Here is a 23,543-nt window from a genome sequence, read left to right as displayed (position 1 = left end):
TTTAGCCCCGCCCGTGCGGCGCGTCGAAATCGAGCCTAGGGTTAATCGGGATAATCCGGTGCGGATTGATGGTTTCGTGGCTGTAGTGATAATGGCGCACAATGTGTTCAAAGTTCACCGTTTCGGCCACGCCCGGCACCTGATACAATTCGCGGGTATAGGCCCAGAGGTTCGGCAGATCGGTGATGCGCTTGCGGTTGCATTTGAAATGCAGGTGATACACAGGGTCAAATCGCACTAGCGTCGTGAACAGCCGCCAGTCGGCTTCGGTCAGCGTGTCGCCCGTCATATAGCGGTTGCGGGACAGAATATCTTCGAGCCAGTCCAGCGTGTCAAAGAGTGGGTGCACCGCGTCATCATAGGCGGCCTGTGTCGTCGCAAATCCGCATTTATACACGCCGTTGTTCAGCGTGTCGTAGACCCGGTCATTCACCCGATCAATCGCGCCATGCAGGGCGGCGGGGCGATAGTCCTGCGTGTTCCCGGTGAGGGTGTCAAAGGCGCTGTTGAACATGCGGATAATCTCGGCGCTCTCGTTTGATACGATGGTGTTGCGCGTCTTGTCCCAGAGGATCGGAACGGTCACGCGGCCGGAAAACTCTGGATCGGCGCGGATATAGATATCGCGCGCGAAGGGCAGGCCGAACAACGTGTCACCCGTGGCGCCGGGAAAATCGGTGTCGAACGTCCAGCCATCACCCAGCATTTCAGGATGTACCACTGAGACATCGACATGATCGGTCAGCCCCTTGATTTGGCGAAAGATCAGCGCGCGGTGGGCCCAGGGACATGCGAGGCTGACGTAGAGGTGATATCGCCCTGATTCTGCCTTGAACCCCGCTTCACCCGAGGGGCCCGCGCTGCCATCGGGGGTAATCCAGTTGCGAAACTGTGCTGCCGCGCGTTCAAATTTCCCGCCCGAGGATTTTGTGTCGTACCATTTGTCTTGCCATTTTCCGTCTACCAAAAGGCCCATCTTGTTCTCCTCTTCGTTGTTGGGGGAATATCTAGCGCCTTTGCAGCGTTCCGCCCATGTCGCGGGGCGCGCAGCTGATCTGCGGTGATGCACATCGACTCTCTGTCATGAAAAATTAACTTGAATTTCCGATGGTTTACGCCAGCCTATGACCATCTGCCGGAGGGGGAAATGATGGAAACTGTCCTGTCAAAAGAGGTTCAAGCCGGCTTGGACGCCGCGCGTCTGGCCGCCATGCGCAAGTCGTCACGCCTGCGGATCGAGGTCGACGGAGAGATGCACCGCATTCTGCGGATGTGGAAGACCGGATTTTCCATGCAGGCCGATCTGGCGCCGCATTTGCGCGGGCTGGTCGATATCTATGATGGCGGCAAGCACCTGTTCCAATGTCTGATCGTCGCCAGCGACGAAGAGGCGGGGGAGATGCAGTTTGAATTCAAACGCGCCACTGCTGTGGCCGAACGCGCGGCGCTGGATTTTGAACAATCCGCCCATGCGCCCGCAGGTTTCATTGAAGACAACCGTTACGAGTGACGGAGTAAGGTGGGGTGCCCCCCCACCTTACCTTTAGCCCTTATTGCAAATCCTTGAAGGCATCTGCGAGCCGGTTGCACGCTTCCTCGATCCGCGCGCGTGGCGTGGCGAGGTTGAAGCGCAGGAAGCTGTCGCCGCCGCTGCCAAAGCTGGGCCCGTGATTTACTGCGATCTGTGCGGTCTTTTCGACACGTGCATAGAATTCGGCCTGTTCCATCCCGGTATCGGCGAAATCGACCCAGGCCAGATAGGTGGCCTCAAGTGGCATGGATTTCAGCCCCGGGATCGCATTTACTGCCGCGTCGAACAGTTGTCGGTTGCCGTCCAGATAGCGCACCAGATCATCGACCCACGCCGCACCTTCGGGCGAATAGGCCGCCGTCGCCATAAACAGACCAAAGGAGTTGGCCGAAATTCCCATCGCCGTCATGCGCTGGTCAAAGCGCGCGCGCAGATCAGGGTCCGCGATGATCACATTCCCCGAATGACTGCCCGCGATGTTGAAGGTCTTGGTGGTTGCCGTCATCATCACCAGACGGTCCTCGATGTCGTCGATATGCGCCATGGGGATGTGTCTGTGCCCCGGCATCACCAGATCATGGTGAATTTCGTCCGACACGATCACCAGATCGTGCCGCTTTGCGAAATCGGCCACGCCCTGCAGTTCTTCGCGGGTCCAGACCCGGCCGCCGGGGTTGTGCGGTGAACACAGGATCAGCATCGACTCATTGCCTGTCATCTGCGCATCGTAGGTGGCGAAATCCATTTCGTAACGCCCGGCGTTGTTTGCCAGCGGGCACTCAACGACTTTGCGCCCAGAGGCTTTGATAACGCGCGAAAAGGCGTGATAAACGGGTGTGAACAGCACCACGCCGTCGCCCGGTGCAGTAAAGGCATCGACGCACATGGACGTGCCGTTGACCAACCCATGTGTCGTGAAGATCGACGCGGGTTCGACCGTCCAGTCGTGGCGGTTCTGCATCCACCACTGAATTGACGCCAAATATTCGCTGTCGTCGCCAAAATAGCCATAAACGCCGATATCTAGTTGCTGCTGCAACGCTGCTTGCACCACTTGGGGGGGGCGGAAATCCATGTCTGCGACCCACATGGCAATGCCTGTGTCGGCAGGTACGCCATAAACTGCCTCCATCTTGTCCCATTTTGCACTATGGGTGCCGCGCCGGTCGATGATATCGTCAAAGCTCATGCTGCTCTCCTGTGGTGTTGTGGCCAACCTAGCGGTCAGCGCGCCCGCCGCAAGCCCCCGGTTGCAGAGCGCCGGGTCATGGCCTAAATGAGCGGCATGAAACGCCCCATTCTCCTCCACCCCGACCCGCGGCTGAAAAAGCCCAGCCTGCCCGTTGCTGATCTCAGCGACGACTTGCGCGCGCTGGGCGATGATATGCTGGCCACGATGTATGACGCGCCGGGTATCGGACTTGCTGCACCGCAGGTCGGCGTGTTGTCGCGCGTGATCGCGCTGGACTGCGTCAAGGAGGAGGGTGAGGCGCCGCGCCCGCTGGTGATGTTCAATCCTGAAATCGTCGCATCCTCGGATGCGGTGAACACCTATGAGGAAGGCTGCCTGTCGATCCCCGAACAATATGCGGACGTCACGCGCCCGGCTGATGTCGACGTGCGCTGGATCGACCGCGACGGGCGCGAGCACTCCGAAACTTTTAGCGGCCTCTGGGCCACCTGCGTGCAGCACGAAATTGACCATCTCGATGGCAAGCTGTTCATCGACTACCTTAAACCGCTAAGGCGCCAGATGATTACCCGCAAGATGGTCAAGCTCAAGCGCGAGTTGGCGCGGGGATGAGCGTGCTGGAGATCCTGCGCTGGCCCGATCCGCGCCTGGCTGAAACCTGTGCGCCGGTCGCGGAAATCACGCCAGAGATTGAACAGCTTGCCGCTGATATGCTGGAAACCATGTATGCCGCACCGGGGCGCGGGCTTGCCGGGTCGCAGGTCGGGGCGATGCAGAGGATTTTCGTGATGGACGCGGGCTGGAAAGAGGGCAAATCCGACCCGCTGGTCTGCATCAATCCTATGCTGCAGGAAGTCAGTGAAGAGCGCGCCACCAACAGTGAGGGCTGTCTGAGCATCCCCGGTGTCAGTGCCGAGATCAGCCGCCCCGCACAGGTGCAAATGGTTTGGACGGGTCTTAATGGTGGCCGCTATGTGCAAAGCTTTGAAGGCTTTGCCGCTGCTTGTGTGCAGCACGAGCTGGACCATCTCGACGGTGTCGTGACCTTTGATCATTTGGATGCCGATACCCGCGCGGCCAAGATCGCCGAGTTTGAGGCCCAATGACCGTTCGCCGCTGCATCCCTTGGCCGGATAAACGCTTGCGCAGCGCCGCGCTGCCGGTCGAAGGCATCACCGACGAAATCCGCGCGATCTGGGATGACATGATCGACACGATGGATGCCATGCCCGGCGTCGGCCTTGCCGCGCCGCAGATCGGGGTGATGCTGCAACTGGCCGTGGTCGATGCGTCGCAGGGGCGCACCCGCCGCATCCGCTTGGCCAATCCCGAGGTAATCGACGCCTCTGCGGTGATGAATGTGCACGACGAGGCCAGTCCGAACCTGCCTGGTGTTAGTGCGCAGATTAGTCGCCCGCGTGGCGTGAAGGTCCGCTATCTTGATGAGACCGGCGCGGTGACTGAGCGTGATTTTGTCGGGCTTGAGGCGACAAGCGTACAACATCAGATCGACCATCTGGCCGGCCGGATGTATTTCGACAACCTTAGCAAGATGAAGCGCGACATGCTGCTGCGCCGTGCGCGCAAGCTGAACGGCTAAGAGGTGGTGCAGCCGGGCTGCACCTTACGCAAGTTGGGTGCCGCGCCCGCCAACGGGAGACTTGGAACATGCGTGTAATATTCATGGGTACACCGGATTTTTCGGTATCGGTTCTCGATGCACTGGTCGATGCGGGCCACGAAATTGCAGCTGTCTACTGCCAGCCGCCCCGCCCCGCAGGGCGCGGCAAGAAAGACCGGCCCAGCCCGGTGCAGCAGCGCGCAGAGGTGCTGGGGCTGGAGGTGCGTCACCCTGTTTCGCTGAAAGGCGCTGAGGTACAAGCGGATTTCGCGGCACTCAAGGCCGACGTTGCCGTGGTGGTAGCTTATGGCTTGATCCTGCCACAGGCAGTGCTGGATGCGCCCAGACGCGGTTGCCTCAATATTCACGCCAGCCTGCTGCCCCGGTGGCGCGGTGCCGCCCCTATTCACCGCGCGATCATGGCAGGAGACGCGCGGACTGGGGTTTGCGTCATGCAGATGGAGGCCGGGCTGGACACTGGCCCGGTCCTGCTGCGCGCCGAAACCGCAATTGGTGTTGCTGAAACGACTGCGGAACTTCACGATCGGCTGAGCGCCATGGGCGCCGCCGCCATCGTGCGGGCGCTGGCAGAGCTGGACCGACTGACGCCCCAGCCACAGCCAGATGATGGCATCACCTATGCCGCCAAGATCGATAAGGCCGAGGCGCAGATCGACTGGCGCCGCCCAGCGGTTGAGGTGGATCGGTTGATCCGCGGGCTGTCGCCCTTTCCAGGCGCCTGGTTCGCGCTGGGGGATCAGCGGGTAAAGGTGCTGGGTTCTGCGCGGGACGACGGCGCAGGTGCAGCAGGAGAGGTGCTGTCGGACGACCTGCGGGTCGCCTGCGGTGACGGGGCGGTGCGGCTGACGCGCTTGCAACGGGCGGGCAAAGCGGCGCAGGATACGGAAGTGTTTCAACGCGGCGCGCAGATCGCGCCCGGCACCAACCTGCGCGGAGTGTAACCATGTTTCCCACCATGATCGGTACAGTGGTGATCGCCGGAATCGTCGGGTATCTGTCCGAAAAGACAAATTTCACTCATAACGGCATTTTGCAGTCGATCATCATCTGCATCGGCGGGGCGTTCTTGTTCTACTTTGTGCGCCTGATGTTCGGCATCGGGTTTTCCAGTCCGGGGGTGAATGCGATTGTCTCGTCCATCGGGGCCTTGATCATCGTGCCGTTTCACTGGCGGCGGTGATCAGTGTCCTTATGGCATTGCCCTGCGGGCAATGCGTGCCTCCGGCGGGGAATATTTAAGACCAAAAAGAGAAGGGTGTCGCGCTCAGACCTTGGGCGGGGTGCTTTTGTAGACCGGTAAGTGCCAGCCAAACAGAACCGATCCGGCGCGCAGGACCCATGTGACGGCAGCGCAGGCCATCAGCGGGTAGTTGTCCGGCAGATATGGAGTGCTGAGCACGGCGGTCGCTGCCCCGGCAAAGGCAGCGGTGGCGTATAATTCGCCCTGTTTCAAAATTAGCGGCACCTGACCCACCACGACATCGCGCATCAACCCGCCCATCGTGCCGGTGATCATACCCATCAGCACCACGATGCTGGCCGATTGATCGGCGGCCATCGCCACACCGGCGCCCGCTGCGACCGCCACAGCCAGCGCGAGACTATCCAGCCAGATCAGCGCGCGGTAACGGCTTTCCAGCAGGTGCGCGGTGAAAAACACAGCCAGCGCTGCAGCGGCAGCCACGCCCAGCATCGCCGGGTTCTCGATCCAGAAGATCGGGTTGCGGTCCAGCAGCAGGTCGCGGATCGTGCCGCCCCCTGCCGCCGTCAGACAGGCGATAAAGGCAAAGCCTACCAGATCAAGCTGTGCGCGGCTGGCGACCAGCGCGCCGGTGATCGCAAAGATCAGCACAGAGGCATAATCGAGCAGGGACAGCAGGGTCATTTCTTGCCCGCGGGTTTGAACGGCGCCATTCCTGCGCGCGCCAATTCGTCAGCACGTTCGTTTTCTGCGTGGCCCGCGTGGCCCTTGACCCATTTCCAGGTGACCTTGTGGCGGGCGTTGGCGACATCCAGTCGCTGCCAAAGCTCTGCGTTCTTGACCGGCTTTTTGGCGGCGTTCTTCCAGCCGTTTTTCTTCCAGCCAAAAATCCATCCAGTGATGCCATTTTTGACGTAGTTGCTGTCCGTGACGATGGTGATTTCTGTCGTACGGCTGAGCGATTCCAAGGCATTGATCGCTGCAAGCAACTCCATCCGGTTATTGGTGGTCTGGGCCTCGCCGCCCTTTAGTTCGCGTTCCTTGACGATCTTGCCGCCTTCCATCGCGCGCATCAGTACACCCCAGCCTCCGGGGCCGGGATTGCCGGAACAGGCTCCGTCGGTATAAGCAAAAAGCTCTGGCATTTTGGTCCTCTGGTGGTTTTGCTTCACATCGCGGTCGCGGGGCGTCTTGTCAACCTAGGCCCAGATGCCGATGGCAAGGCAGATCAGCACCCCAGCCGTCAGGTAGAAGCGCAGCGCCAGCCACCATGCGGGCGCCAGGCCCCAGCGGTCAAAGACAACGTCCAGCACCAGAAGCCCGGCAAAGCCAAAGCCGAGGTTGATCAGTGCGCTGCCGGCACCACTGCCGGGCACAAAGAACCACCACAGCGCCGGCGTGACCGAGATCGTATAGGCCAGCACGGCACGGGCGCCATTGGCGCGGCTGGCAAAGCCCCAGAGCGCCCCGGACATAAACGGCAGGATGATGCCGCCGTAGCGCAGCATGATCAGCCGCCCATCGCCCTGCAAGACCCGCGGCAGCGCGGCCCCGATGTCGTCAGTCAGCCCCAACACCATCAGCGCCGCCCAGACAAAGGGGGCGAGCCCGGCAATACCCAGAAGAAGCGCCGGCGCGGGGATGCGGCCCCCGCCAATCATGCCGGCACCCGCAACACGCGCGGCACCTTGAATTCGACATTTTCCTGCGCGGTCTCCACCAGCTCGGTCGTGACGTCAAAGCGTGTTTCGAAGGCCGCAATCACCTCGTTGATCAGCACCTCGGGCGCCGAGGCACCGGCCGTGATGCCGATGCTGGTGATGCCGTCCAGCGCGCGCCAGTCGATATCGTCGGCGCGCTGTACCAGCTGCGCATAGGCGCAACCTGCGCGCGCGCCGACCTCGACCAGGCGGCGTGAGTTCGACGAATTGGGCGCGCCTACCACCAGCATCGCATCACACTTCGGGGCCATCGCCTTGACGGCCTCTTGCCTATTGGTGGTGGCGTAACAGATGTCTTCCTTGTGCGGGCCGATAATGTCGGGAAACCGCGCCTTGAGTGCTGCGACGATCTCGGCTGTGTCATCGACGCTCAATGTGGTCTGGGTAACATAGGCCAGCCGTGCGGGGTTGCGCACTGTCACCTGCGCCACGTCGTCGGGCGTTTCGACCAACAGCACGTCACCGTCGGGCAATTGCCCCATGGTGCCGATGGTTTCAGGGTGGCCCGCATGACCAATCATGATCATCTGCAATCCTGCGTCAGCGTGGCGTTGCGCTTCGATATGCACCTTTGACACCAGCGGGCAGGTGGCATCGACATAGACCATGTTGCGCGCCTGCGCGGCGTTTGGCACGGATTTCGGCACGCCATGCGCGGAAAAGATCACCGGACGGTCATCGGGACATTCACTGAGTTCTTCGACAAATACCGCGCCCTTGTCGCGCAGGCCGTCGACGACGAATTTGTTATGGACGATTTCGTGGCGCACATAGACGGGCGCCCCCCATTTTTCTAACGCCATCTCGACGATTTTAATGGCACGGTCTACCCCGGCGCAGAACCCGCGCGGGGCGGCAAGGTAAAGTGTCAGCGGGGGCTTTATCATGGGCGTGTCTCCGGCAGCTTGGGGCACAGGTAAGGGCTTGTCGGTCAATCGTCCAGCCCGGTGGTGCCCATATCTGGCGCGGTGTCGGCGGCCGTGGCATGGATCAGCGCGGCAGCCTGCGCGCGGTTGCTGATGCCCAGCTTGCGGTAACCCGATTTGGCATAGTCCGATACCGTGTGGATCGACAGACGGCATATGTCGGCAGTTTGCTGACGGCTGTGGCCGTGGGCCAGCAGGCCGATAATCTCGCTCTCGCGCGGGCTTAGGACATCGAAAACGGGCGGCAAGCGCGGCAGGGGCAGCGGGGTCGTGCCTGTCAAATCTTCAATTCGGCGGTGCATCAACAGGCAAAACAGGCGGACTTCTTCGGCGCATGGCAAAAACTGAGATTCAAAGCTGGCACGGTCGAGGCCGTTGCCGATGATGAACCCGCCAAAACGGTCCGATCCCTGCAGGCGCATTGGCACGGCAAATCCCGCCCTAAGACCCGCCGCGCCCGCGCGGGTGATAAAGGCGCGTTCAGCGGCAGTGACATTTGGATAAAGGTCCAGAAACACCGCGCCAATTGTCAACACGGCATAGCTTTTGCAGGAGTGGTGCAGGAACGGGTCATCCTGCGGTGGCATATGATCATAAAGGCCGGGCATCGTGCAGCGCACCTGGGGCGCGCCGAAATCCGCATCGACACTAATATGAATGGCGTGATCAAAACCGATGGTTCTCAGGGTCGCGACCAGTCCCTGCCAGAGATCGTCTATGTGATCTAACTGTTCCAATCGCTCTGCGTGTTTGAGCAGCATCCTTTTCCTTACCCCCCCCTTTTTCGGGGGATCGCTTCACTTGTTAACCTGTGCAATCTTTACAAAGGGAAGCGCGAAAAGTCTCGCGTTACATTATTTTTTCCTAGCGTATTTATATTGTTTCACAGGCCAGAGGCGTTTTCGCCCCTGGCCTGTTATTTTCAGTGGTGTTGATTAATCTTCGTTGTTGTCGGTGTTCGGTTCGCGCGGTGGGCGGCCGATGACATCGCGCAGATCGTCAAGTTCGATGAAATTGTCCGCCTGGCGGCGCAGATCGTCTGAAATCATTGGCGGCTGGCTGCGGATGGTCGACACCACGGACACGCGCACGCCCTGACGTTGCAGGCTTTCCACCAGCGGGCGGAAATCGCCGTCGCCGGAGAAGATCACGATGTGATCAACGCGCGGTGCCAGCTCCATTGCATCCACCGCCAGTTCGATGTCCATGTTGCCCTTTACCTTACGGCGGCCCATGCTGTCGGTGTATTCCTTGGCCGGTTTGGTCACCATGGAGAACCCGTTATAGTTCAACCAATCTACCAGCGGTCGGATCGGCGAATATTCGTCGTTCTCCAGCAGCGCTGTATAGTAGAAGGCCCGCAGCAGTTTGCCACGGCGCATGAATTCCTGACGCAGCAGTTTATAGTCGATATCGAAGCCCAGCGTTTTCGCTGCGGCGTAGAGGTTGGAACCGTCAATAAACAGTGCCAGACGCTCATCTTTGTAGAACATTCATTTATCCTTTCGGCGGGGCGAGCGCCAGATTATGTGGTTTGGTGAAAGAGTCTGCGATCAAATAAAGCAGATTTCGATAATAGCGTCGCCCTCGTGGTGCGCGGCATAGATAGGGTATTTTGAATATGGGGCAAGTCCCGGTCGACTTGGGAGTGGGCAGCGTTCCGCCCAAAGCCCAGCGTAGCCTGCTGATAGCGTTAGGAGGAAATCTTCCATCGTCGTTGGGCAAGCCCGCAGAAACTCTAAGCAACGCGTTAAAAATGCTAAAAATAAGCGGCGCAGTGATTCGCGCCGTCAGCCCCTTTTATAACACACCTGCCTTCCCCGCGGGATCTGGTCCCGACTATGTGAACGCCGCCGCTTGGCTAGAAGCACCGTGGGATCCGCCAGCCGCGTTGCAAGTGTTGCACCGAATCGAAGCTCAGATGGGCCGCGAGCGGACACAGCGATGGGGGCAGCGGACGTTGGACCTTGATCTGCTGGCCTGTGACGATCTGGTGGTGCCAGACGCCAAAACCCACCTGTCATGGCGCAATCTGCCTCTTGAGGCGCAGATCGGGCGCACGCCAGAGCAGCTGATCCTGCCGCACCCCCGTATGCAGGACCGCGCATTCGTGCTGGTACCTCTGGCCGATGTTGCGCCTGATTGGCGGCATCCATTGCTTAACATGTCTGTACGGGCGATGCTGGACGTCCTGCCGCAGGCCGACAAGGCGGCAGTGCGCCGCCTGTAATCGGCGCTTGTAAATCGGGGCAAAGGGGCCTAAATACCCCACTTCTGGCAGCAAAAGAGATATTGGAGCATTCCATGGCCCGCGTCACCGTCGAAGATTGTGTGGATAAAGTCCCCAACCGGTTTGAACTGGTCATGCTGGCGGCGCACCGCGCCCGCGAAATCGCTTCTGGCTCGCCTGTCACCGTTGACCGCGACAACGACAAGAACCCTGTCGTTTCGCTGCGCGAAATCGCGGATGAAACCCAATCTGCCGACGATCTTCGCGAGCGCCTGATCGAGAGCAACCAGAATCAGATCGAAGTGGACGAGCCCGAAGAAGACGCCATGGCGCTTCTCATGGGTGCCGAGCAGGACAAGCCCGAAGAAGACAGCATGTCCGAAGAGATGCTGCTGCGGCAGTTGATGGCGGCACAGGGGCAGGGGTAAAACCCCGCGCCCCCTTGGGGGCTATGAGGCAGATGGCATGAGCAGCGCCGACATTACTGCCGATGATCTGTTGGCCCTTGTCCAAGGGTATAATCCAAAGACCAATGAAACTCTGATTCGCGCAGCCTATGACTATGGCGTGCGGATGCATGAGGGTCAGTTTCGCCATTCCGGCGAGGCCTATTTTACCCATCCCGTTGCCGTTGCCGCCATCCTGACGGAACAGCAACTTGATGATGCCACCATCATCACCGCCCTACTGCATGATACGATCGAGGACACCAAGGCATCTTACGCCGAGGTCGAAAAGCTGTTTGGTCGCGAAGTTGCCGAACTGGTCGATGGCGTCACCAAGCTGACCAACCTGCAGCTTAACTCGACCGAGACCAAACAAGCCGAGAACTTCCGCAAACTGTTCATGGCGATGTCCAAGGACCTGCGCGTTATTCTGGTCAAGCTGGCTGACCGGCTCCACAACATGCGCACGATCAAATCCATGCGCCCGGACAAGCAGACCCAAAAGGCGCGCGAAACCATGGACATCTATGCACCACTTGCGGGTCGCATGGGGATGCAGTGGATGCGCGAAGAACTCGAAGATCTCGCCTTTCGTGTGCTGAACCCCGAGGCGCGCGCGTCGATCATTCGCCGATTCATCACCCTTCAGCGCGAAACCGGCGATGTGATCCAGCGCATCACCACCGACATGCGCAGCGAGTTGGATAAGGCCGGTATTGAGGCCGATGTATTTGGCCGCGCCAAGAAACCCTATTCCGTCTGGCGCAAGATGGAGGAAAAGGAACAGAGCTTTTCACGCCTGTCCGACATCTACGGCTTTCGCATCATCACCGCCTCCGAAGAGGACTGCTATCGCACGCTGGGCACAATACATCGCCGGTGGCGCGCGGTGCCGGGCCGGTTCAAGGATTACATCAGTCAGCCCAAGACCAACGGATACCGTTCGATCCACACCACGGTGTCGGGGCGCGACGGCAAACGGGTCGAGGTCCAGATCCGCACCCGCCAGATGCACGACGTTGCCGAAACCGGCGTTGCGGCGCATTGGTCCTACCGCGACGGCGTGCGCAGCCGAAATCCCTTTGCCGTAGACCCGGCCAAGTGGATTTCGCAACTCACAGAACAATTCGACGCCGAAGAAGATCACGAGGATTTCCTCGAAGCTGTAAAGCTGGAGATGTACGCCGATCAGGTGTTCTGCTTTACCCCCAAGGGCGACGTGGTGAAACTGCCACGCGGTGCAACACCGATTGATTTCGCCTATGCGATCCACACCCGCATCGGCAACGCCTGCGTGGGGGCCAAGGTCGACGGTATGCGCGTGCCGCTATGGACCCGGATCAAGAACGGCCAGTCGATCGAAATCACCACCGCGCAGGGCCAGACGCCGCAGGTCACATGGCTGGACATCGCGACCACGGGCAAAGCCAAATCCGCCATCCGCCGCTCGTTGCGCGAGGTGGACCGCGAACGCTTTATCAAGCTGGGCCGCGAACTGGCGCGCTCTGCGTTTGCCCATGTCGGCAAGAAAGTGACCGATAAGGTGCTGCACACGGTCGCCAAGAACATGCGCCTTGATGGTCCGGACGAGGTGCTGGCGCGCCTTGGTAGTTCCGAGCTGACCGGGCGCGAAGTGGTACAATCGGTTTATCCCGATCTTGCGCCACAAAAGGGCGATCACATCGACGCCCGCCGCGCCGTTGTGGGGCTTGAGCCGGGACAAAGCTTTGATCGCGCGTTTTGCTGCAATCCCCTGCCCGGTGAACGCATCGTCGGCATCACATTCCGCGGCAAGGGCGTAACCGTGCATGCGATTGATTGCGACCGCCTGTCGGCCTACGAGGATCAGCCCGAACGCTGGCTCGATCTGCGTTGGCACGACGGCAGCCATCCAGCAGTCTATTCCGCCACGCTCGATATCACGATCGGCAACGGGGCCGGCGTATTGGGTCGGATCTGCACCTTGATTGGTGAAGCGTCAGCCAATATCTCGGACTTGGAATTTATTGAACGCAAGCCTGACTTTTACCGACTGCTGATCTATGTAGACCTGCGGGATGCCTCACATCTGCACTCACTGATGCTGACGCTAGAAGCCGAAAGCGAAGTGGCGGATGTATCTCGGCACCGCAACATGACCTTGGGCAAGAGCACCGACAAAACCGCCTGAGCAGGGCCGACGTAACGCCGATATTTGGACTTTTGACTTGATCTTCAAACGCCGCGACCCAAAACCTACCTTGCGTGCGCTGGCGGAATTTCTATGGCCACGGGGCGGCTGGACCCGCGCATTTCACTATATCAAACATCGGATGCGCCGCTTGCCTGACAGCCCCGAACGCATTGCGCGGGGCATCTGGGCGGGCGTGTTTACGACCTTCACCCCTTTCTATGGCTTGCACTTCGTTGTGGCTGCCATGATTGCACGCGGGATGCGGGGCAATCTGCTTGCCGCACTCATGGCTACGTTTTTTGGCAACCCTCTGACCTATTTGCCGATTGGCCTGACCGCGCTGAAAACCGGACACTGGATTCTGGGCACGAGCATTGCAGACAGCGAACATCGGTCGTTCGGCGGCAAGTTCGTGGACGCGGGCCGCGACCTTCAGGAAAACCTCTTTGCCATCTTCACCGACGCCACGATGGATTGGTCCGGACTGGCGGTATTCTTCAAGCAGGTGTTCTACCCCTATCTGATTGGCGGCATTCTGCCGGGCATGTTCTGCGCCACCGTGTGCTATTACCTGTCGGTGCCGCTGCTGCGCGCCTATCAGAAACGCCGCCGGGGCATGATCAAGGCCAAGTTCGAGGCGCTGAAATTGAAAGCTGCACAAAAGGCTGACGCGAAACGGCGCGCCGAGTAGGTTTCGACCCGCAATACAGGGCACAGCGTGCTGGGCCATTGCGTACTCGTCTGCCGATCCACGCCGATGCCGCGGCATAACCTGCGGCGCGCACAGGTATTGATTGCCACCCGACGGGCCTGCGCTGACCGTCTCGAATACCCCTTCACAAAATCACATAAAAAAATGCGCAACAGTATGGGGTTGGCGCAAAATCCGACCTATGGTTCGCGCAAACGAACTGAGGGAATCATCATGGCCGAGCAACCAAAACTCCGACTGGGCGTGAATATTGACCATGTTGCAACGGTGCGCAACGCCCGGGGTGGCGCATATCCCGACCCTCTGCGCGCGGCCAAGATCGCCGAAAAGGCTGGCGCCGACGGTATTACCGCCCACCTGCGAGAAGACCGGCGCCACATTTCGGATGCCGATATCGAAGGACTGATGGATGTCCTCTCGGTGCCGCTCAACTTTGAGATGGCCGCCACCGACGAGATGCAGAAAATTGCCCTGCGTCACAAACCCCACGCCGTCTGCATCGTTCCGGAAAAGCGCGAAGAGCGCACGACCGAAGGCGGGCTGGAGGTTGCACGCGAGGAAAACAAACTTGCGCATTTTATCGCACCCCTGCGCGAGGCCGGCTGCCGCGTGTCGATTTTCATCGCCGCCGACCCGCGCCAGATCGAAGCGGCCAACCGCATCGGTGCCGAAGTGATTGAACTGCACACCGGGGCGTATTGCGACGCCTTTGCCGAAGGCCGCTGGGAAGAGGCACAAAAGGAACTGATCAAGCTTGAACAGATGTCGACCTTTGCTGACAGCCTTGGGCTTGAAGTCCACGCAGGTCACGGCCTGACCTATGACACGGTGTCCCCTGTCGCTGCATTTAAGGAAGTGCGCGAGCTTAATATCGGGCATTTCCTGATTGGCGAGGCGATCTTTTTGGGGCTGAAGCCCGCCATCACTGAAATGCGCCGCCTGATGGACGAAGCGCGCGAGGGCTGAGACCGGCGATAAGCCACCGAATTCATTATTTGCGATGAACTTGTTGCCGTGTTTCCGCGTTGCCTATCCAGAAGCAATGTTGTCACAAGGAAACTAGTCATGACCAATCACACTGACGCCCTCACGAAACTGCATACACGCCTCATCGACAGCCGCGACGGCTATACCGAATCGCGCAAACAGGTTGCAGACGACGTAAACTATGTCGGCTTTTTCGACCGCCGTATCGCTGAGCGCGAAAAGTTTCATGCCGAGTTGCACAATCAACTGCGCGCCGAAGGTGTCGACGTATCCGACGACGGATCGCTTGCGGCATCCGCCCACCGTGGCTGGCTGAAACTGCGCGACGCGCTGACCGGCGACGACGAAGCTGTTTATGACGAAATCGTCAACGGCGAAACCGCGCTATTGGAAAACTACGATGCCGCGATCAAGGCAACTGCTGGACATGCCGGTTACGCCTTTCTTGCTCAGCAGCGGGCCAGTGTACAGCGCGCGATCGACGAAGCACACGCTGAAAAGATCCGTCACGCCGCCTGATCTTAAGTGACCTCTGGCGCACAGTTCCTCCCACTGTGTGCAGATATTGCCGCCTCGGTGCGAACCGGGGCGGCAATATTGTGTCTGGGCCGCGGTTGGCTTAGCTGTTGTGCATGGCCCCTCCGGGGGTACGCAACTAGTGACAGGCCCCTGAATGATCCTCGGCATCGGCACCGATTTGGCAAACATAGAGCGTATCCAAGGTACGCTGGATCGATTCGGTGACCGGTTCCGCAACCGGGTTTTCACCGAGGTCGAGCAGCGCAAGGCAGAACGCCGCAAGGACGTTGCGGGCACCTACGCCAAACGCTGGGCTGCAAAAGAGGCGTGCTCCAAGGCGCTTGGTACCGGACTTCGCATGGGCATCTCATGGCGCGATATGGCGGTCAGTAACCTCGCGACCGGGCAACCGGTGATGCAGGTTACCGGCTGGGCGGCAGAGCGTCTGGCATCCATGACCCCGCCGGGGCATGACGCCATCATCCACGTAACTCTGACCGATGATCACCCATGGGCGCAGGCCTTTGTCGTCATCGAAGCGCGGCCGCTTGCCAAGTAGACTTGGCAGAGAGCGCGGCGCCCATCGCACCCCAGACCCGCGACATCAAGGCGCCAGTTGTTGGCCCGACCGTGCGGGCGACCAATCCGCCATTAGTGGCGTGACAGAGCAGCATAGGCGACGGTTCGTCGCATTTGCCTGCTGACAGCCGGGATAGGCGGCGGGCTTCTCTTGACTTGGCCCGCACCCACCCGCATGTAACCCCAAACCGAACAGACAGGAGCGCCGCATGGCCGCTAAGGAAAAAACCGGCAACGCCTTTGTCGAAACCATCAAAACGATTGTCTATGCGCTGCTGATCGCTGGCGTTTTCCGTACCCTGTTTTTTCAGCCCTTCTGGATTCCTTCAGGTTCGATGAAAGAGACTTTGCTGATCGGTGATTTCCTGTTCGTAAACAAGATGGCTTATGGCTATTCATACGCCTCTTGTCCCAGCTTGATGATGCCGGGCCTAGGTATCGAAGTGGACGCAGAGGACATCTGCGGCGTCTTTGATGGCGACAACAAGCGCCTGTTTGGCGGCGACCCGGAACGCGGCGATGTGGTGGTCTTTCGCCACCCGGTGTCGGGCCGCGATTATATCAAGCGGTTGATCGGTCTGCCCGGTGACAAGGTGCAGATCGTGGATGGCGTCATCTCGATCAACGGCACCCCGGTCGAGGTGGAAGATGCCGGCACTTTCGAAGAGACAATGGCGCCGCAAGGTCCTCAGGGGCTGCGCCCGCGCTGTGAAAATGGCCCCGTGGGCGTCGGTGGCAATTGCATCAAGGGGCGTCAGATCGAAACCCTGCCCAATGGCGTAAAGCACCCGATCCTGAACATCGCGGACCAGCAGTCTGATCATACCGGCGTCTATAACGTACCCCAGGGGCACTATTTCTTTATGGGCGACAACCGCGACAACTCTGCCGACAGCCGCTTGGCCCAGCAGGCGGGTGGCGTGGGCTTTGTGCCTTATGAAAATCTGATTGGCCGTGCCGACCGGATCATGTTCAGCTCCGCCGGGCGTTCGATGCTGTTCTTCTGGACTTGGCGCAGTGACCGGTTCTTTGAAGCGATCAGATGAAGCTAAGCGCCGATCTCAAAGCCTTTGAAGGCCGTATTGGGTATTCTTTCACCGAGCCCGAACTGTTGCGCCGCGCCGTCACCCACGCCTCGATGTCCTCGGCGAACCGCGACGACAATCAGCGGCTGGAGTTTTTGGGCGACAGGGTCTTGGGGCTTGTCATGGCCGAGGCGCTGTTAGCGCTTGATCCGGGTGCCACCGAGGGGCAAATGGCCCCACGTTTCAATGCGCTGGTGCGCAAGGAAACATGCGCTGATGTTGCGCGCGATATTGATCTGGGTCAGGTGCTGAAGCTGGGCAGGTCCGAGATGATTTCGGGCGGTCGCCGCAAATTGGCGCTGCTGGGTGACGGGATCGAGGCGGTGATCGCCGCGGTCTATCTGGACGGTGGGTTTGACGCGGCCAAAGCGCTGGTTCTGCGGCTTTGGGGTAAACGCCTCAAAACCGTAAAAGAAGATGCACGCGACGCCAAAACCGCGTTACAAGAGTGGGCGCAGGCGCGCGGGTTCGAACCGCCGCGATACGTTCAGACAAATCGCAGCGGCCCGGACCACGCGCCGGTGTTCACAATTACGGCGCGGCTGGCGAACGGCCAGGAATCCGCTGCCACCGCCCCGTCAAAACGCGCCGCCGAACAGGCCGCAGCCGCATTGCTTTTGCGGCAATTGGAGAGCAACACATGACCACTCGCGCCGGATTCGTCGCCCTGATCGGAGAGCCCAATGCGGGCAAATCCACCCTGCTGAACCGCATGGTCGGCGCCAAGGTGTCGATCGTGACGCACAAGGTACAGACCACCCGCGCGCGCATTCGCGGCGTGGCGATGCAGGGCGACAGCCAGATCGTTTTCGTCGATACGCCCGGTCTGTTCCAGCCGCGCCGGAGGCTTGACCGCGCCATGGTTGCCGCGGCCTGGGGCGGAGCGGCGGACGCCGATGTGATCGTGCTTTTGATCGAGGCGCACCGAGGGGTGTCCGAAGGGGTCGACCGGATACTTGAGGGTCTGGAAAATATCGGCAAGGGTGCCAAGGTCGCGCTGGCAATCAACAAGATCGACCGCGTCGAAGCTCCGGTTCTGTTGGGGCTCAGCAAGGCGTTGAACGAAAAGTTTGATTTTGCCGAAACCTTTATGATTTCCGCCGAGCGTGGTCATGGCGTGGACGCCTTGCGGCAATGGCTGGCGGGCGAAGTACCCGAGGGGCCTTGGCTCTACCCTGAAGATCAGATTGCGGATCTGCCCATGCGCATGATCGCCGCCGAGATGACCCGCGAAAAACTGACCCTGCGGCTGCATCAGGAATTGCCCTACCAATTGACGGTCGAGACCGAAAATTGGGAGGAGCGCGAAGACGGCTCTGCCCGTGTGGATCAACTTATCTACGTGGTCCGCGATGGCCACAAAGGCATTGTGCTTGGCAATAAGGGCGAAACCATCAAGGCCGTCAGCAAGGCCGCCCGCGAGGAACTGGAAGAATTCCTTGGCCGTCGCATCCATCTGTTCTTGCAGGTAAAGGTGCGGGCCAATTGGTTGGAAGACGCCGAGCGCTACACCGAGATGGGCTTGGATTTCAAAGATGGCAACACTTGATCCCATCGCCAATCGCGCCACCCATCACTGCGCGCATTCGGGTTTAGATGACAAGGTGAATGGAGGGGCTTCATGCCCCGTTTAACAGCGCGTTTCTGGGTCGATGCCTATCTGACGCGACTGCGGTTGCAGGATATTCCGGCCTATGTCGTGGCGCATGGCGATGACACCGGCGGGGCGGTTCTGGTCAAACTCGCGACGCTGGATGGGCGCGCGGTATTGTTCCAACGCTCCTTTGATCTGATGACCGGCGATCGGCGCTGGGTCGAACTGGCCACGGGTGATGAACGCGAGGTCGATGCAACGGTGACCCGCCAGCGCAGATTTGATCCCGATCTCTGGGTGGTCGAGGTTGAGGACCGACAGGGCCGCCATCTGCTGGACGAGGCGGGGCTGGCCTGATGGAATGGCGCGATCAGGGCATATTGCTGAGCGCGCGGCGACATGGCGAAACATCTGCCATCATCGAAGTCTTTACCCCTGAGCAGGGTCGCCATGCCGGTATTGTACGCGGCGGCACCAGCCGCAAGATCGCGCCCATTCTGCAACCCGGTGCGCAGCTTGATCTGGCCTGGCGCGCGCGGCTGGAGGATCACATAGGTGCCTTCACGGTCGAACCCCTGCGCAGCCGTGCCGCCGTCGCGATGGGCGACCGTCTGGCGCTGGCCGGGTTGAACACCGTGACGGCGCTTCTGGCCTTTTGCCTGCCCGAGCGCGAGCCGCATCCGGCGCTTTATCAACGCTCGGTCGCCTTGCTGGATATGCTGGGGCAGGGCGACATCTGGCCGCTGGCCTATCTCAAATGGGAAATGCGCCTGCTCGAAGAAATGGGCTATGCCCTTGATCTCGACAGTTGTGCGGTGACGGGGGCGACCAAAGGGTTGGTCTATGTCTCGCCCAAATCCGGGCGGGCGGTATCGGCGGCGGGGGCGGGCGATTGGGCCGACCGTATGTTGCCGCTGCCCCCTGTGCTGCGGGGCGGGGCAGGCAGCGACGCCGATATCGCTCAGGGCCTCGTCACCACCGGCTATTTCCTGACATCACATCTGGCGCGCGATCTGGGCGGTAAGCCTCTGCCAGAGGCGCGTGCGCGTTTTGTCGATGCCTTTACTCGACGGCTTTGAACACCGCGAGCGGACGTTTCACCGAGGACAGGATCAGCGTATTACCCAGCACCTCCGAAAGTGTCGCATCGCGCAGCGCGGCAAGGAACGCGGCCTCTGCCGCCAGTTCCGGGCAGGCGCGGCGGGTCACAGCGACAGGGCCAGCCTCGAACCAGGGGTAGGGCACGGTCATTGTGGCGCTATAGCTGTTGCAGGGCGCGTCCCCGGCGATCTTTCCAGCCTCAGGAAAGGTCAGCGTGGCATGGGCGGTAAAGGGTTTGCCGTCGATCTCTATTACCCGCCAGACTTTGTCCGCCGCGCCGTAGGCACGGACGGTTTCATCGCCGTTGCAATTGGGTAGCATCGAAAGCGCGCCAAGGATCATCAGGGTCCGCATGTCAGTTCCTGTCAGGACAGGGCCAGCACAGTGTCGACCAGCGTGTCGAACGTGGCAAGTTGAACAGAGGGCGCATCGGGGGTGATCTGCGGCAGGCCTGCAATCACAGCCAGCAAAGCGCGCGCGAAATCCGGGTTGCCGAGGCCCAGATGCCGCAGCAGGCTGGTCAGAAACTCCAGGCGCTGCGCATCCAGTCCGTTCAGTATCTGCGCCACCGCCCCGTCGCCCTGTGCCCAGCGGCGCATCTGCCCCTCGACCGGATCATTCAGCAAGCCGTGGCCAAAGGCGCGCAGCCTCTGGTCGGCGGCGCCGCTGGCCTGCGCCTGTTCTTCAAGTGCGGCCAGTGCGCCGACCTGCCACCGCGCCAGCACGGCGGCGTGATAGGCTGGCACATCTTTGAAATGCCAATAGAATGACCCTTTGGTCGCGCCGATCCGCCGGGCCATTGGTTCGGCGGCCAGCGATTGGGCGCCATCCACGGCCAGTGCAGCAAGCCCGGCGGCAATCCAGATGTCAGGGGTCAGGCGCGTACTGCTCATGTCTGCTGACTAGGGCTTGCGCTGCGATCAGGCAAGGGGGCTGTTTTCGACGCCGCATGTCGCGAAGCGCCAAGACCCCGGCGCATATTGGGTGTTGGTCTGGGGCATGTTTACCCCGCGCGCGCCCATCTCCCTCACCCATCTCCCGATACCCAAGGTCCGCGACTTTGCCATTCTGGCAGGGCTCGAGGCCGGCGTGCGTGGCACGCTGATGTCGGTCATGCCGCTGGTGATCTACCGCGCATTTGGTGATGCGGTGGTGGTCAGCCGGATTTACCTCTGCGTTGGTATCGTCTCGCTCATCTTCGGCCTGCTGGTGCCATGGCTGGCGGGCAAGCTGTCGCGGCGCTGGATGTATAGCTTTGGTACGTTTCTGTACCTGCTGGGGGTCAGCCTTGCCGCGCTCGGTGGGCCGATGGTCATGCCTTTCGCACTCGGTGCGCTGTCGCTGGCCACGGTCACCATCGCCGTTTGCCTGAACGCCTATGTGCTGGACTACGTGCAACGCACGCAGTTGGGCACGTCCGAAAGCCTGCGTTTGGTCTTTAGCGGGCCGAGCTGGGTGCTTGGCCCCATCGTCGGCGTCTGGCTGCTGAACTGGTGGACACCCGCGCCCTTTATCGTCGCGGGAATCTTCGCCGCCGTGCAGATGGCGATGTTTTGGTATCTGCGCCTCGGCAATGGCAAGCAGATCACCCGCGCGCGGGGGCCGCAGCCCTCGCCGCTGGCCTTTCTGGGGCGTTTCGCGGCCCAGCCTCGATTGATTGCGGGCTGGCTCTTTGCCGTGATCCGATCCTGCGGCTGGTGGGTTTATGTTGTCTATCTGCCGATCTACTGCGTCGAAAATGGCCTGCCCGATACCGTGGGCGCCGCCGCCCTGTCGGCGGCGAACCTGTCGCTGTTTGTGGCGCCAGCGATGCTGGTGCTGGTGCGGCGCATTGGGGTGCGCGCGGGTGTCAGCGGGGCCTTTGTGCTAGGCGGGGCGCTTTTTGTGCTGGCCTACGGGTTGTCAGGCATGCCGTGGGTTGTGGTGGCCTGCCTCTATGCCGGGTCAATCACGCTGATCATGCTGGATGTCTGCGGCGGCCTGCCGTTCCTGATGGCGGTGCGCCCGTCCGAGCGTACAGAGATGTCAGCGGTTTACGCCAGCTACCGCGATGTGTCGGGTATTCTGACACCGGCTGCCGCCGCGCTGGTGCTGATGGTGATGCCGCTGGCGGGCATATTCGCGGCCTGCGGGGCTGGGATGTTGGGCATGGGCTGGCTGGCGCGGGGATTGCACCCGCGCCTGGGGCGCGCGCGCCCTAGCCTAGTAGACGTCGTGCGATGACCTGCGCCTGAATCTCGGCCGCTCCCTCAAAGATATTGAGGATACGCGCATCACAGAGCACGCGGCTGATCTTGTACTCCAGTGCAAAGCCGTTGCCGCCGTGGATTTGCAAACCATTGTCGGCGGCGGCCCAAGCCACCCGCGCCCCCAGCAGTTTCGCCATCCCGGCCTCAACATCACAACGTCGGCCTGCGTCTTTCTCAAACGCACTGAAATAAGTCAGCTGCCGTGCGATCATCAACTCGACCGCCATCATCGCCAGCTTGCCTGATACGCGGGGAAAGTTTATCAGCGATTTGCCAAACTGCTTGCGGTCGATGGCGTATTGCATTGAGATATCCAGCGCCGATTGCGCCACACCAATGGCCCGCGCCGCCGTCTGGATACGCGCGCTTTCAAATGTCTCCATCAACTGCTTGAACCCCCGGCCCTCCTCGCCGCCCAGCAGGTTCTCGCCCTTGACCTCAAAACCGTCAAACGCCAGTTCGTATTCCTTCATCCCGCGATAGCCCAACACCTCAATCTCGCCGCCCGTCATGCCGGGGGTGGGAAAGGGATCGGCCACATCGCCCGGCGTCTTTTCCGCCAGAAACATCGACAACCCACGGTGATCGGTCGTGTCAGGATCGGTGCGCGCCAGCAGGGTCATCACATGGGTGCGCGCCGCATGGGTGATCCACGTCTTGTTGCCCGTCACCTTATAGGTGTCGCCCTCTTTCACCGCACGTGTGCGCAGACTGCCAAGGTCGGACCCGGTGTTTGGCTCGGTAAACACCGCCGTCGGCAATGTCTCGGCGCTCGCAATGCGCGGCAGCCACTTGGCCTTTTGTTCATCGGTGCCACCACAAAGAATCAACTCCGCCGCGATTTCGGACCGCGTGCCAAGCGAGCCAACGCCGATATAGCCGCGCGACAGCTCCTCGCTGACCACGCACATCGACGCCTTGGACAGGCCAAAGCCGCCGTACTCTTCGGGGATGGTCAGGCCAAAGACGCCCATTTCTGCCAGTTCATTGATCACCTCCATCGGGATCAACTCGTCCTTCAGGTGCCAGTCGTGGGCAAATGGTTCGACCTTCTCCACCGCATAGCGGCGGAACTGGGCGCGGATCATCTCAAGCTCTTCATCAAGGCCCGATGCGCCTACAGTGACGTCGGCGCTGTGTTCCTGCATCAGCTCGACCAGTCGCGTGCGCGCGGCCTGCGTGTTGCCGCCCTGCGTCAGCGCCATGATCGCTGGGTCCATTAATGCGCGCTGGTCATCCTGCGACAGCCCAAGGTCCTGTAGGCGCACCACCTCGCCCTGATTCATCTGGATGCCACCGTAAATCTGCCAGAGGTATTCGCCAAAGGCGATCTGGTGCAGCAACTGCTCCACCTCGCCAAAGCGCCCATCGCCCTGCAAGCGTTCAGCCCATAGATGCATCTGCCGCAACGCCTGCACATAGGTCGCCAGCCACGCCAGCCCATGCGCCGCAGTCTGGTTTGCCTCGATCAAACCAGCGCTGACGCGGCCATCGCTGCTGACCTGCGCGCGCACTGCATTCAGTGCCTTGTCCAGCACCGCGTCAAGCGGCGGTAGCGCCGCAGCGGTTAATGCCAGCAAATCGTCCAGAACCACGGGGTGCCGCATCGTCAAATCCTGCCCGTCATGTGCCATAATCTATCCTTTCGTGTTGAT

General features: G+C 60.7%; 30 protein-coding genes. 19 read left to right on the top strand and 11 right to left on the bottom strand.

Going from position 1 to position 23,543, the window contains the following annotated elements:
• Position 1 precedes the first annotated feature (1 nt).
• Positions 2–976 carry a glutathione S-transferase family protein gene (locus AC1965_RS16970; protein WP_483885006.1) on the bottom strand — a complete coding sequence of 325 codons (975 nt, stop codon included), beginning with the start codon at positions 974–976 and terminating at the stop codon, positions 2–4.
• A 174-nt stretch (positions 977–1,150) separates the two neighbouring features.
• Between AC1965_RS16970 and AC1965_RS16965 the strand changes: the two genes are divergently transcribed.
• On the top strand, positions 1,151–1,510 hold the full coding sequence (locus tag AC1965_RS16965) for a hypothetical protein (RefSeq protein WP_483887073.1): 360 nt from the start codon (positions 1,151–1,153) through the stop codon (positions 1,508–1,510).
• Positions 1,511–1,550: 40 nt separating this feature from the next.
• On the opposite strand, the gene AC1965_RS16960 is transcribed toward AC1965_RS16965, so the two are convergent.
• Positions 1,551–2,720, bottom strand: coding sequence for a MalY/PatB family protein (locus AC1965_RS16960; protein ID WP_483885005.1), 1,170 nt, complete (start codon positions 2,718–2,720; stop codon positions 1,551–1,553).
• Positions 2,721–2,816: 96 nt separating this feature from the next.
• Between AC1965_RS16960 and def (AC1965_RS16955) the strand changes: the two genes are divergently transcribed.
• The 5 genes from def (AC1965_RS16955) to AC1965_RS16935 all read left to right on the top strand — a co-directional run bounded on the left by def (AC1965_RS16955) (position 2,817) and on the right by AC1965_RS16935 (position 5,545).
• The gene (gene def, locus AC1965_RS16955; RefSeq protein ID WP_483885004.1) at positions 2,817–3,335 is read left to right on the top strand and encodes a peptide deformylase; all 519 of its coding nucleotides are present in this window, start codon (positions 2,817–2,819) and stop codon (positions 3,333–3,335) included.
• A complete protein-coding gene (def, locus tag AC1965_RS16950) occupies positions 3,332–3,829 on the top strand; it encodes a peptide deformylase (protein ID WP_483885003.1) in 498 nt (165 codons plus the stop codon). The genes def (AC1965_RS16955) and def (AC1965_RS16950) overlap by 4 nt, the downstream gene beginning before the upstream one ends.
• Positions 3,826–4,323: a peptide deformylase gene (def, locus tag AC1965_RS16945; protein ID WP_483885002.1), complete on the top strand. Its 498-nt coding sequence runs from the start codon at positions 3,826–3,828 to the stop codon at positions 4,321–4,323. Before def (AC1965_RS16950) ends, def (AC1965_RS16945) begins: the two co-directional genes overlap by 4 nt.
• Positions 4,324–4,391: 68 nt before the next feature.
• On the top strand, positions 4,392–5,306 hold the full coding sequence (gene fmt / locus AC1965_RS16940) for a methionyl-tRNA formyltransferase (protein WP_483885001.1): 915 nt from the start codon (positions 4,392–4,394) through the stop codon (positions 5,304–5,306).
• Between the two features lie 2 nt (positions 5,307–5,308).
• The gene (locus AC1965_RS16935; RefSeq protein ID WP_483885000.1) at positions 5,309–5,545 is read left to right on the top strand and encodes a hypothetical protein; all 237 of its coding nucleotides are present in this window, start codon (positions 5,309–5,311) and stop codon (positions 5,543–5,545) included.
• 84 nt (positions 5,546–5,629) lie between these two features.
• On the opposite strand, the gene AC1965_RS16930 is transcribed toward AC1965_RS16935, so the two are convergent.
• The 6 genes from AC1965_RS16930 to AC1965_RS16905 all read right to left on the bottom strand — a co-directional run bounded on the left by AC1965_RS16930 (position 5,630) and on the right by AC1965_RS16905 (position 9,706).
• Complete coding sequence (locus tag AC1965_RS16930) at positions 5,630–6,250, bottom strand: trimeric intracellular cation channel family protein (protein ID WP_483884999.1); 621 nt, start codon at positions 6,248–6,250, stop codon at positions 5,630–5,632.
• Positions 6,247–6,711 (bottom strand): ribonuclease HI, encoded by a 465-nt coding sequence (gene rnhA, locus AC1965_RS16925; protein ID WP_483884998.1) that lies wholly within the window; start codon positions 6,709–6,711, stop codon positions 6,247–6,249. The genes AC1965_RS16930 and rnhA overlap by 4 nt, the downstream gene beginning before the upstream one ends.
• Positions 6,712–6,765: 54 nt before the next feature.
• Positions 6,766–7,227, bottom strand: coding sequence for a DUF3429 domain-containing protein (locus tag AC1965_RS16920; RefSeq protein WP_483884997.1), 462 nt, complete (start codon positions 7,225–7,227; stop codon positions 6,766–6,768).
• Positions 7,224–8,174 (bottom strand): 4-hydroxy-3-methylbut-2-enyl diphosphate reductase, encoded by a 951-nt coding sequence (gene ispH / locus AC1965_RS16915; protein ID WP_483884996.1) that lies wholly within the window; start codon positions 8,172–8,174, stop codon positions 7,224–7,226. The genes AC1965_RS16920 and ispH overlap by 4 nt, the downstream gene beginning before the upstream one ends.
• A gap of 44 nt (positions 8,175–8,218) precedes the next feature.
• Positions 8,219–8,974 (bottom strand): LuxR C-terminal-related transcriptional regulator, encoded by a 756-nt coding sequence (locus AC1965_RS16910; RefSeq protein ID WP_483884995.1) that lies wholly within the window; start codon positions 8,972–8,974, stop codon positions 8,219–8,221.
• Between the two features lie 174 nt (positions 8,975–9,148).
• Positions 9,149–9,706 carry a LabA-like NYN domain-containing protein gene (locus AC1965_RS16905; protein ID WP_483884994.1) on the bottom strand — a complete coding sequence of 186 codons (558 nt, stop codon included), beginning with the start codon at positions 9,704–9,706 and terminating at the stop codon, positions 9,149–9,151.
• Between the two features lie 128 nt (positions 9,707–9,834).
• On the opposite strand from AC1965_RS16905, the gene folK reads away from it, so the two are divergent.
• The 12 genes from folK (at position 9,835) to recO (ending at position 19,617) form a co-directional block, all read left to right on the top strand.
• Positions 9,835–10,443, top strand: a complete 609-nt coding sequence (gene folK / locus AC1965_RS16900) for a 2-amino-4-hydroxy-6-hydroxymethyldihydropteridine diphosphokinase (RefSeq protein ID WP_483884993.1) — start codon at positions 9,835–9,837, stop codon at positions 10,441–10,443.
• Between the two features lie 74 nt (positions 10,444–10,517).
• Positions 10,518–10,871, top strand: a complete 354-nt coding sequence (rpoZ, locus tag AC1965_RS16895) for a DNA-directed RNA polymerase subunit omega (protein WP_483884992.1) — start codon at positions 10,518–10,520, stop codon at positions 10,869–10,871.
• A 37-nt stretch (positions 10,872–10,908) separates the two neighbouring features.
• On the top strand, positions 10,909–13,059 hold the full coding sequence (locus tag AC1965_RS16890) for a RelA/SpoT family protein (RefSeq protein WP_483884991.1): 2,151 nt from the start codon (positions 10,909–10,911) through the stop codon (positions 13,057–13,059).
• A 37-nt stretch (positions 13,060–13,096) separates the two neighbouring features.
• Positions 13,097–13,753: a DUF2062 domain-containing protein gene (locus AC1965_RS16885; RefSeq protein ID WP_483884990.1), complete on the top strand. Its 657-nt coding sequence runs from the start codon at positions 13,097–13,099 to the stop codon at positions 13,751–13,753.
• Positions 13,754–13,987: 234 nt separating this feature from the next.
• Complete coding sequence (locus tag AC1965_RS16880) at positions 13,988–14,740, top strand: pyridoxine 5'-phosphate synthase (protein ID WP_483884989.1); 753 nt, start codon at positions 13,988–13,990, stop codon at positions 14,738–14,740.
• 99 nt (positions 14,741–14,839) lie between these two features.
• A complete protein-coding gene (locus tag AC1965_RS16875) occupies positions 14,840–15,280 on the top strand; it encodes a PA2169 family four-helix-bundle protein (protein WP_483884988.1) in 441 nt (146 codons plus the stop codon).
• A gap of 154 nt (positions 15,281–15,434) precedes the next feature.
• Complete coding sequence (gene acpS, locus AC1965_RS16870; protein WP_483884987.1) at positions 15,435–15,839, top strand: holo-ACP synthase; 405 nt, start codon at positions 15,435–15,437, stop codon at positions 15,837–15,839.
• A 229-nt stretch (positions 15,840–16,068) separates the two neighbouring features.
• A complete protein-coding gene (lepB, locus tag AC1965_RS16865; RefSeq protein ID WP_483884986.1) occupies positions 16,069–16,905 on the top strand; it encodes a signal peptidase I in 837 nt (278 codons plus the stop codon).
• Positions 16,902–17,588, top strand: coding sequence for a ribonuclease III (gene rnc / locus AC1965_RS16860; protein ID WP_483884985.1), 687 nt, complete (start codon positions 16,902–16,904; stop codon positions 17,586–17,588). Before lepB ends, rnc begins: the two co-directional genes overlap by 4 nt.
• The gene (era, locus tag AC1965_RS16855) at positions 17,585–18,493 is read left to right on the top strand and encodes a GTPase Era (RefSeq protein WP_483884984.1); all 909 of its coding nucleotides are present in this window, start codon (positions 17,585–17,587) and stop codon (positions 18,491–18,493) included. The genes rnc and era overlap by 4 nt, the downstream gene beginning before the upstream one ends.
• A gap of 72 nt (positions 18,494–18,565) precedes the next feature.
• A complete protein-coding gene (locus tag AC1965_RS16850) occupies positions 18,566–18,895 on the top strand; it encodes a DUF1491 family protein (RefSeq protein ID WP_483884983.1) in 330 nt (109 codons plus the stop codon).
• Positions 18,895–19,617 (top strand): DNA repair protein RecO, encoded by a 723-nt coding sequence (gene recO / locus AC1965_RS16845; RefSeq protein WP_483884982.1) that lies wholly within the window; start codon positions 18,895–18,897, stop codon positions 19,615–19,617. The genes AC1965_RS16850 and recO overlap by 1 nt, the downstream gene beginning before the upstream one ends.
• On the opposite strand, the gene AC1965_RS16840 is transcribed toward recO, so the two are convergent.
• Together AC1965_RS16840 and AC1965_RS16835 are read right to left on the bottom strand one after the other, a co-directional pair.
• Positions 19,601–19,993 carry an META domain-containing protein gene (locus AC1965_RS16840; RefSeq protein ID WP_483884981.1) on the bottom strand — a complete coding sequence of 131 codons (393 nt, stop codon included), beginning with the start codon at positions 19,991–19,993 and terminating at the stop codon, positions 19,601–19,603. The two genes, recO and AC1965_RS16840, sit on opposite strands and share 17 nt — an antisense overlap.
• A gap of 11 nt (positions 19,994–20,004) precedes the next feature.
• Positions 20,005–20,532: a TetR/AcrR family transcriptional regulator gene (locus AC1965_RS16835; protein ID WP_483884980.1), complete on the bottom strand. Its 528-nt coding sequence runs from the start codon at positions 20,530–20,532 to the stop codon at positions 20,005–20,007.
• 106 nt (positions 20,533–20,638) lie between these two features.
• On the opposite strand from AC1965_RS16835, the gene AC1965_RS16830 reads away from it, so the two are divergent.
• Positions 20,639–21,862, top strand: a complete 1,224-nt coding sequence (locus AC1965_RS16830; RefSeq protein WP_483884979.1) for an MFS transporter — start codon at positions 20,639–20,641, stop codon at positions 21,860–21,862.
• On the opposite strand, the gene AC1965_RS16825 is transcribed toward AC1965_RS16830, so the two are convergent.
• The gene (locus AC1965_RS16825) at positions 21,837–23,522 is read right to left on the bottom strand and encodes an acyl-CoA dehydrogenase family protein (protein WP_483884978.1); all 1,686 of its coding nucleotides are present in this window, start codon (positions 23,520–23,522) and stop codon (positions 21,837–21,839) included. The genes AC1965_RS16830 and AC1965_RS16825 overlap by 26 nt on opposite strands.
• Positions 23,523–23,543: the final 21 nt, after the last annotated feature.

The sequence above is a fragment of the Sulfitobacter sp. KMM 9851 genome, from assembly GCF_057178245.1.
This window is presented reverse-complemented; position numbering and strand designations above follow the sequence as displayed.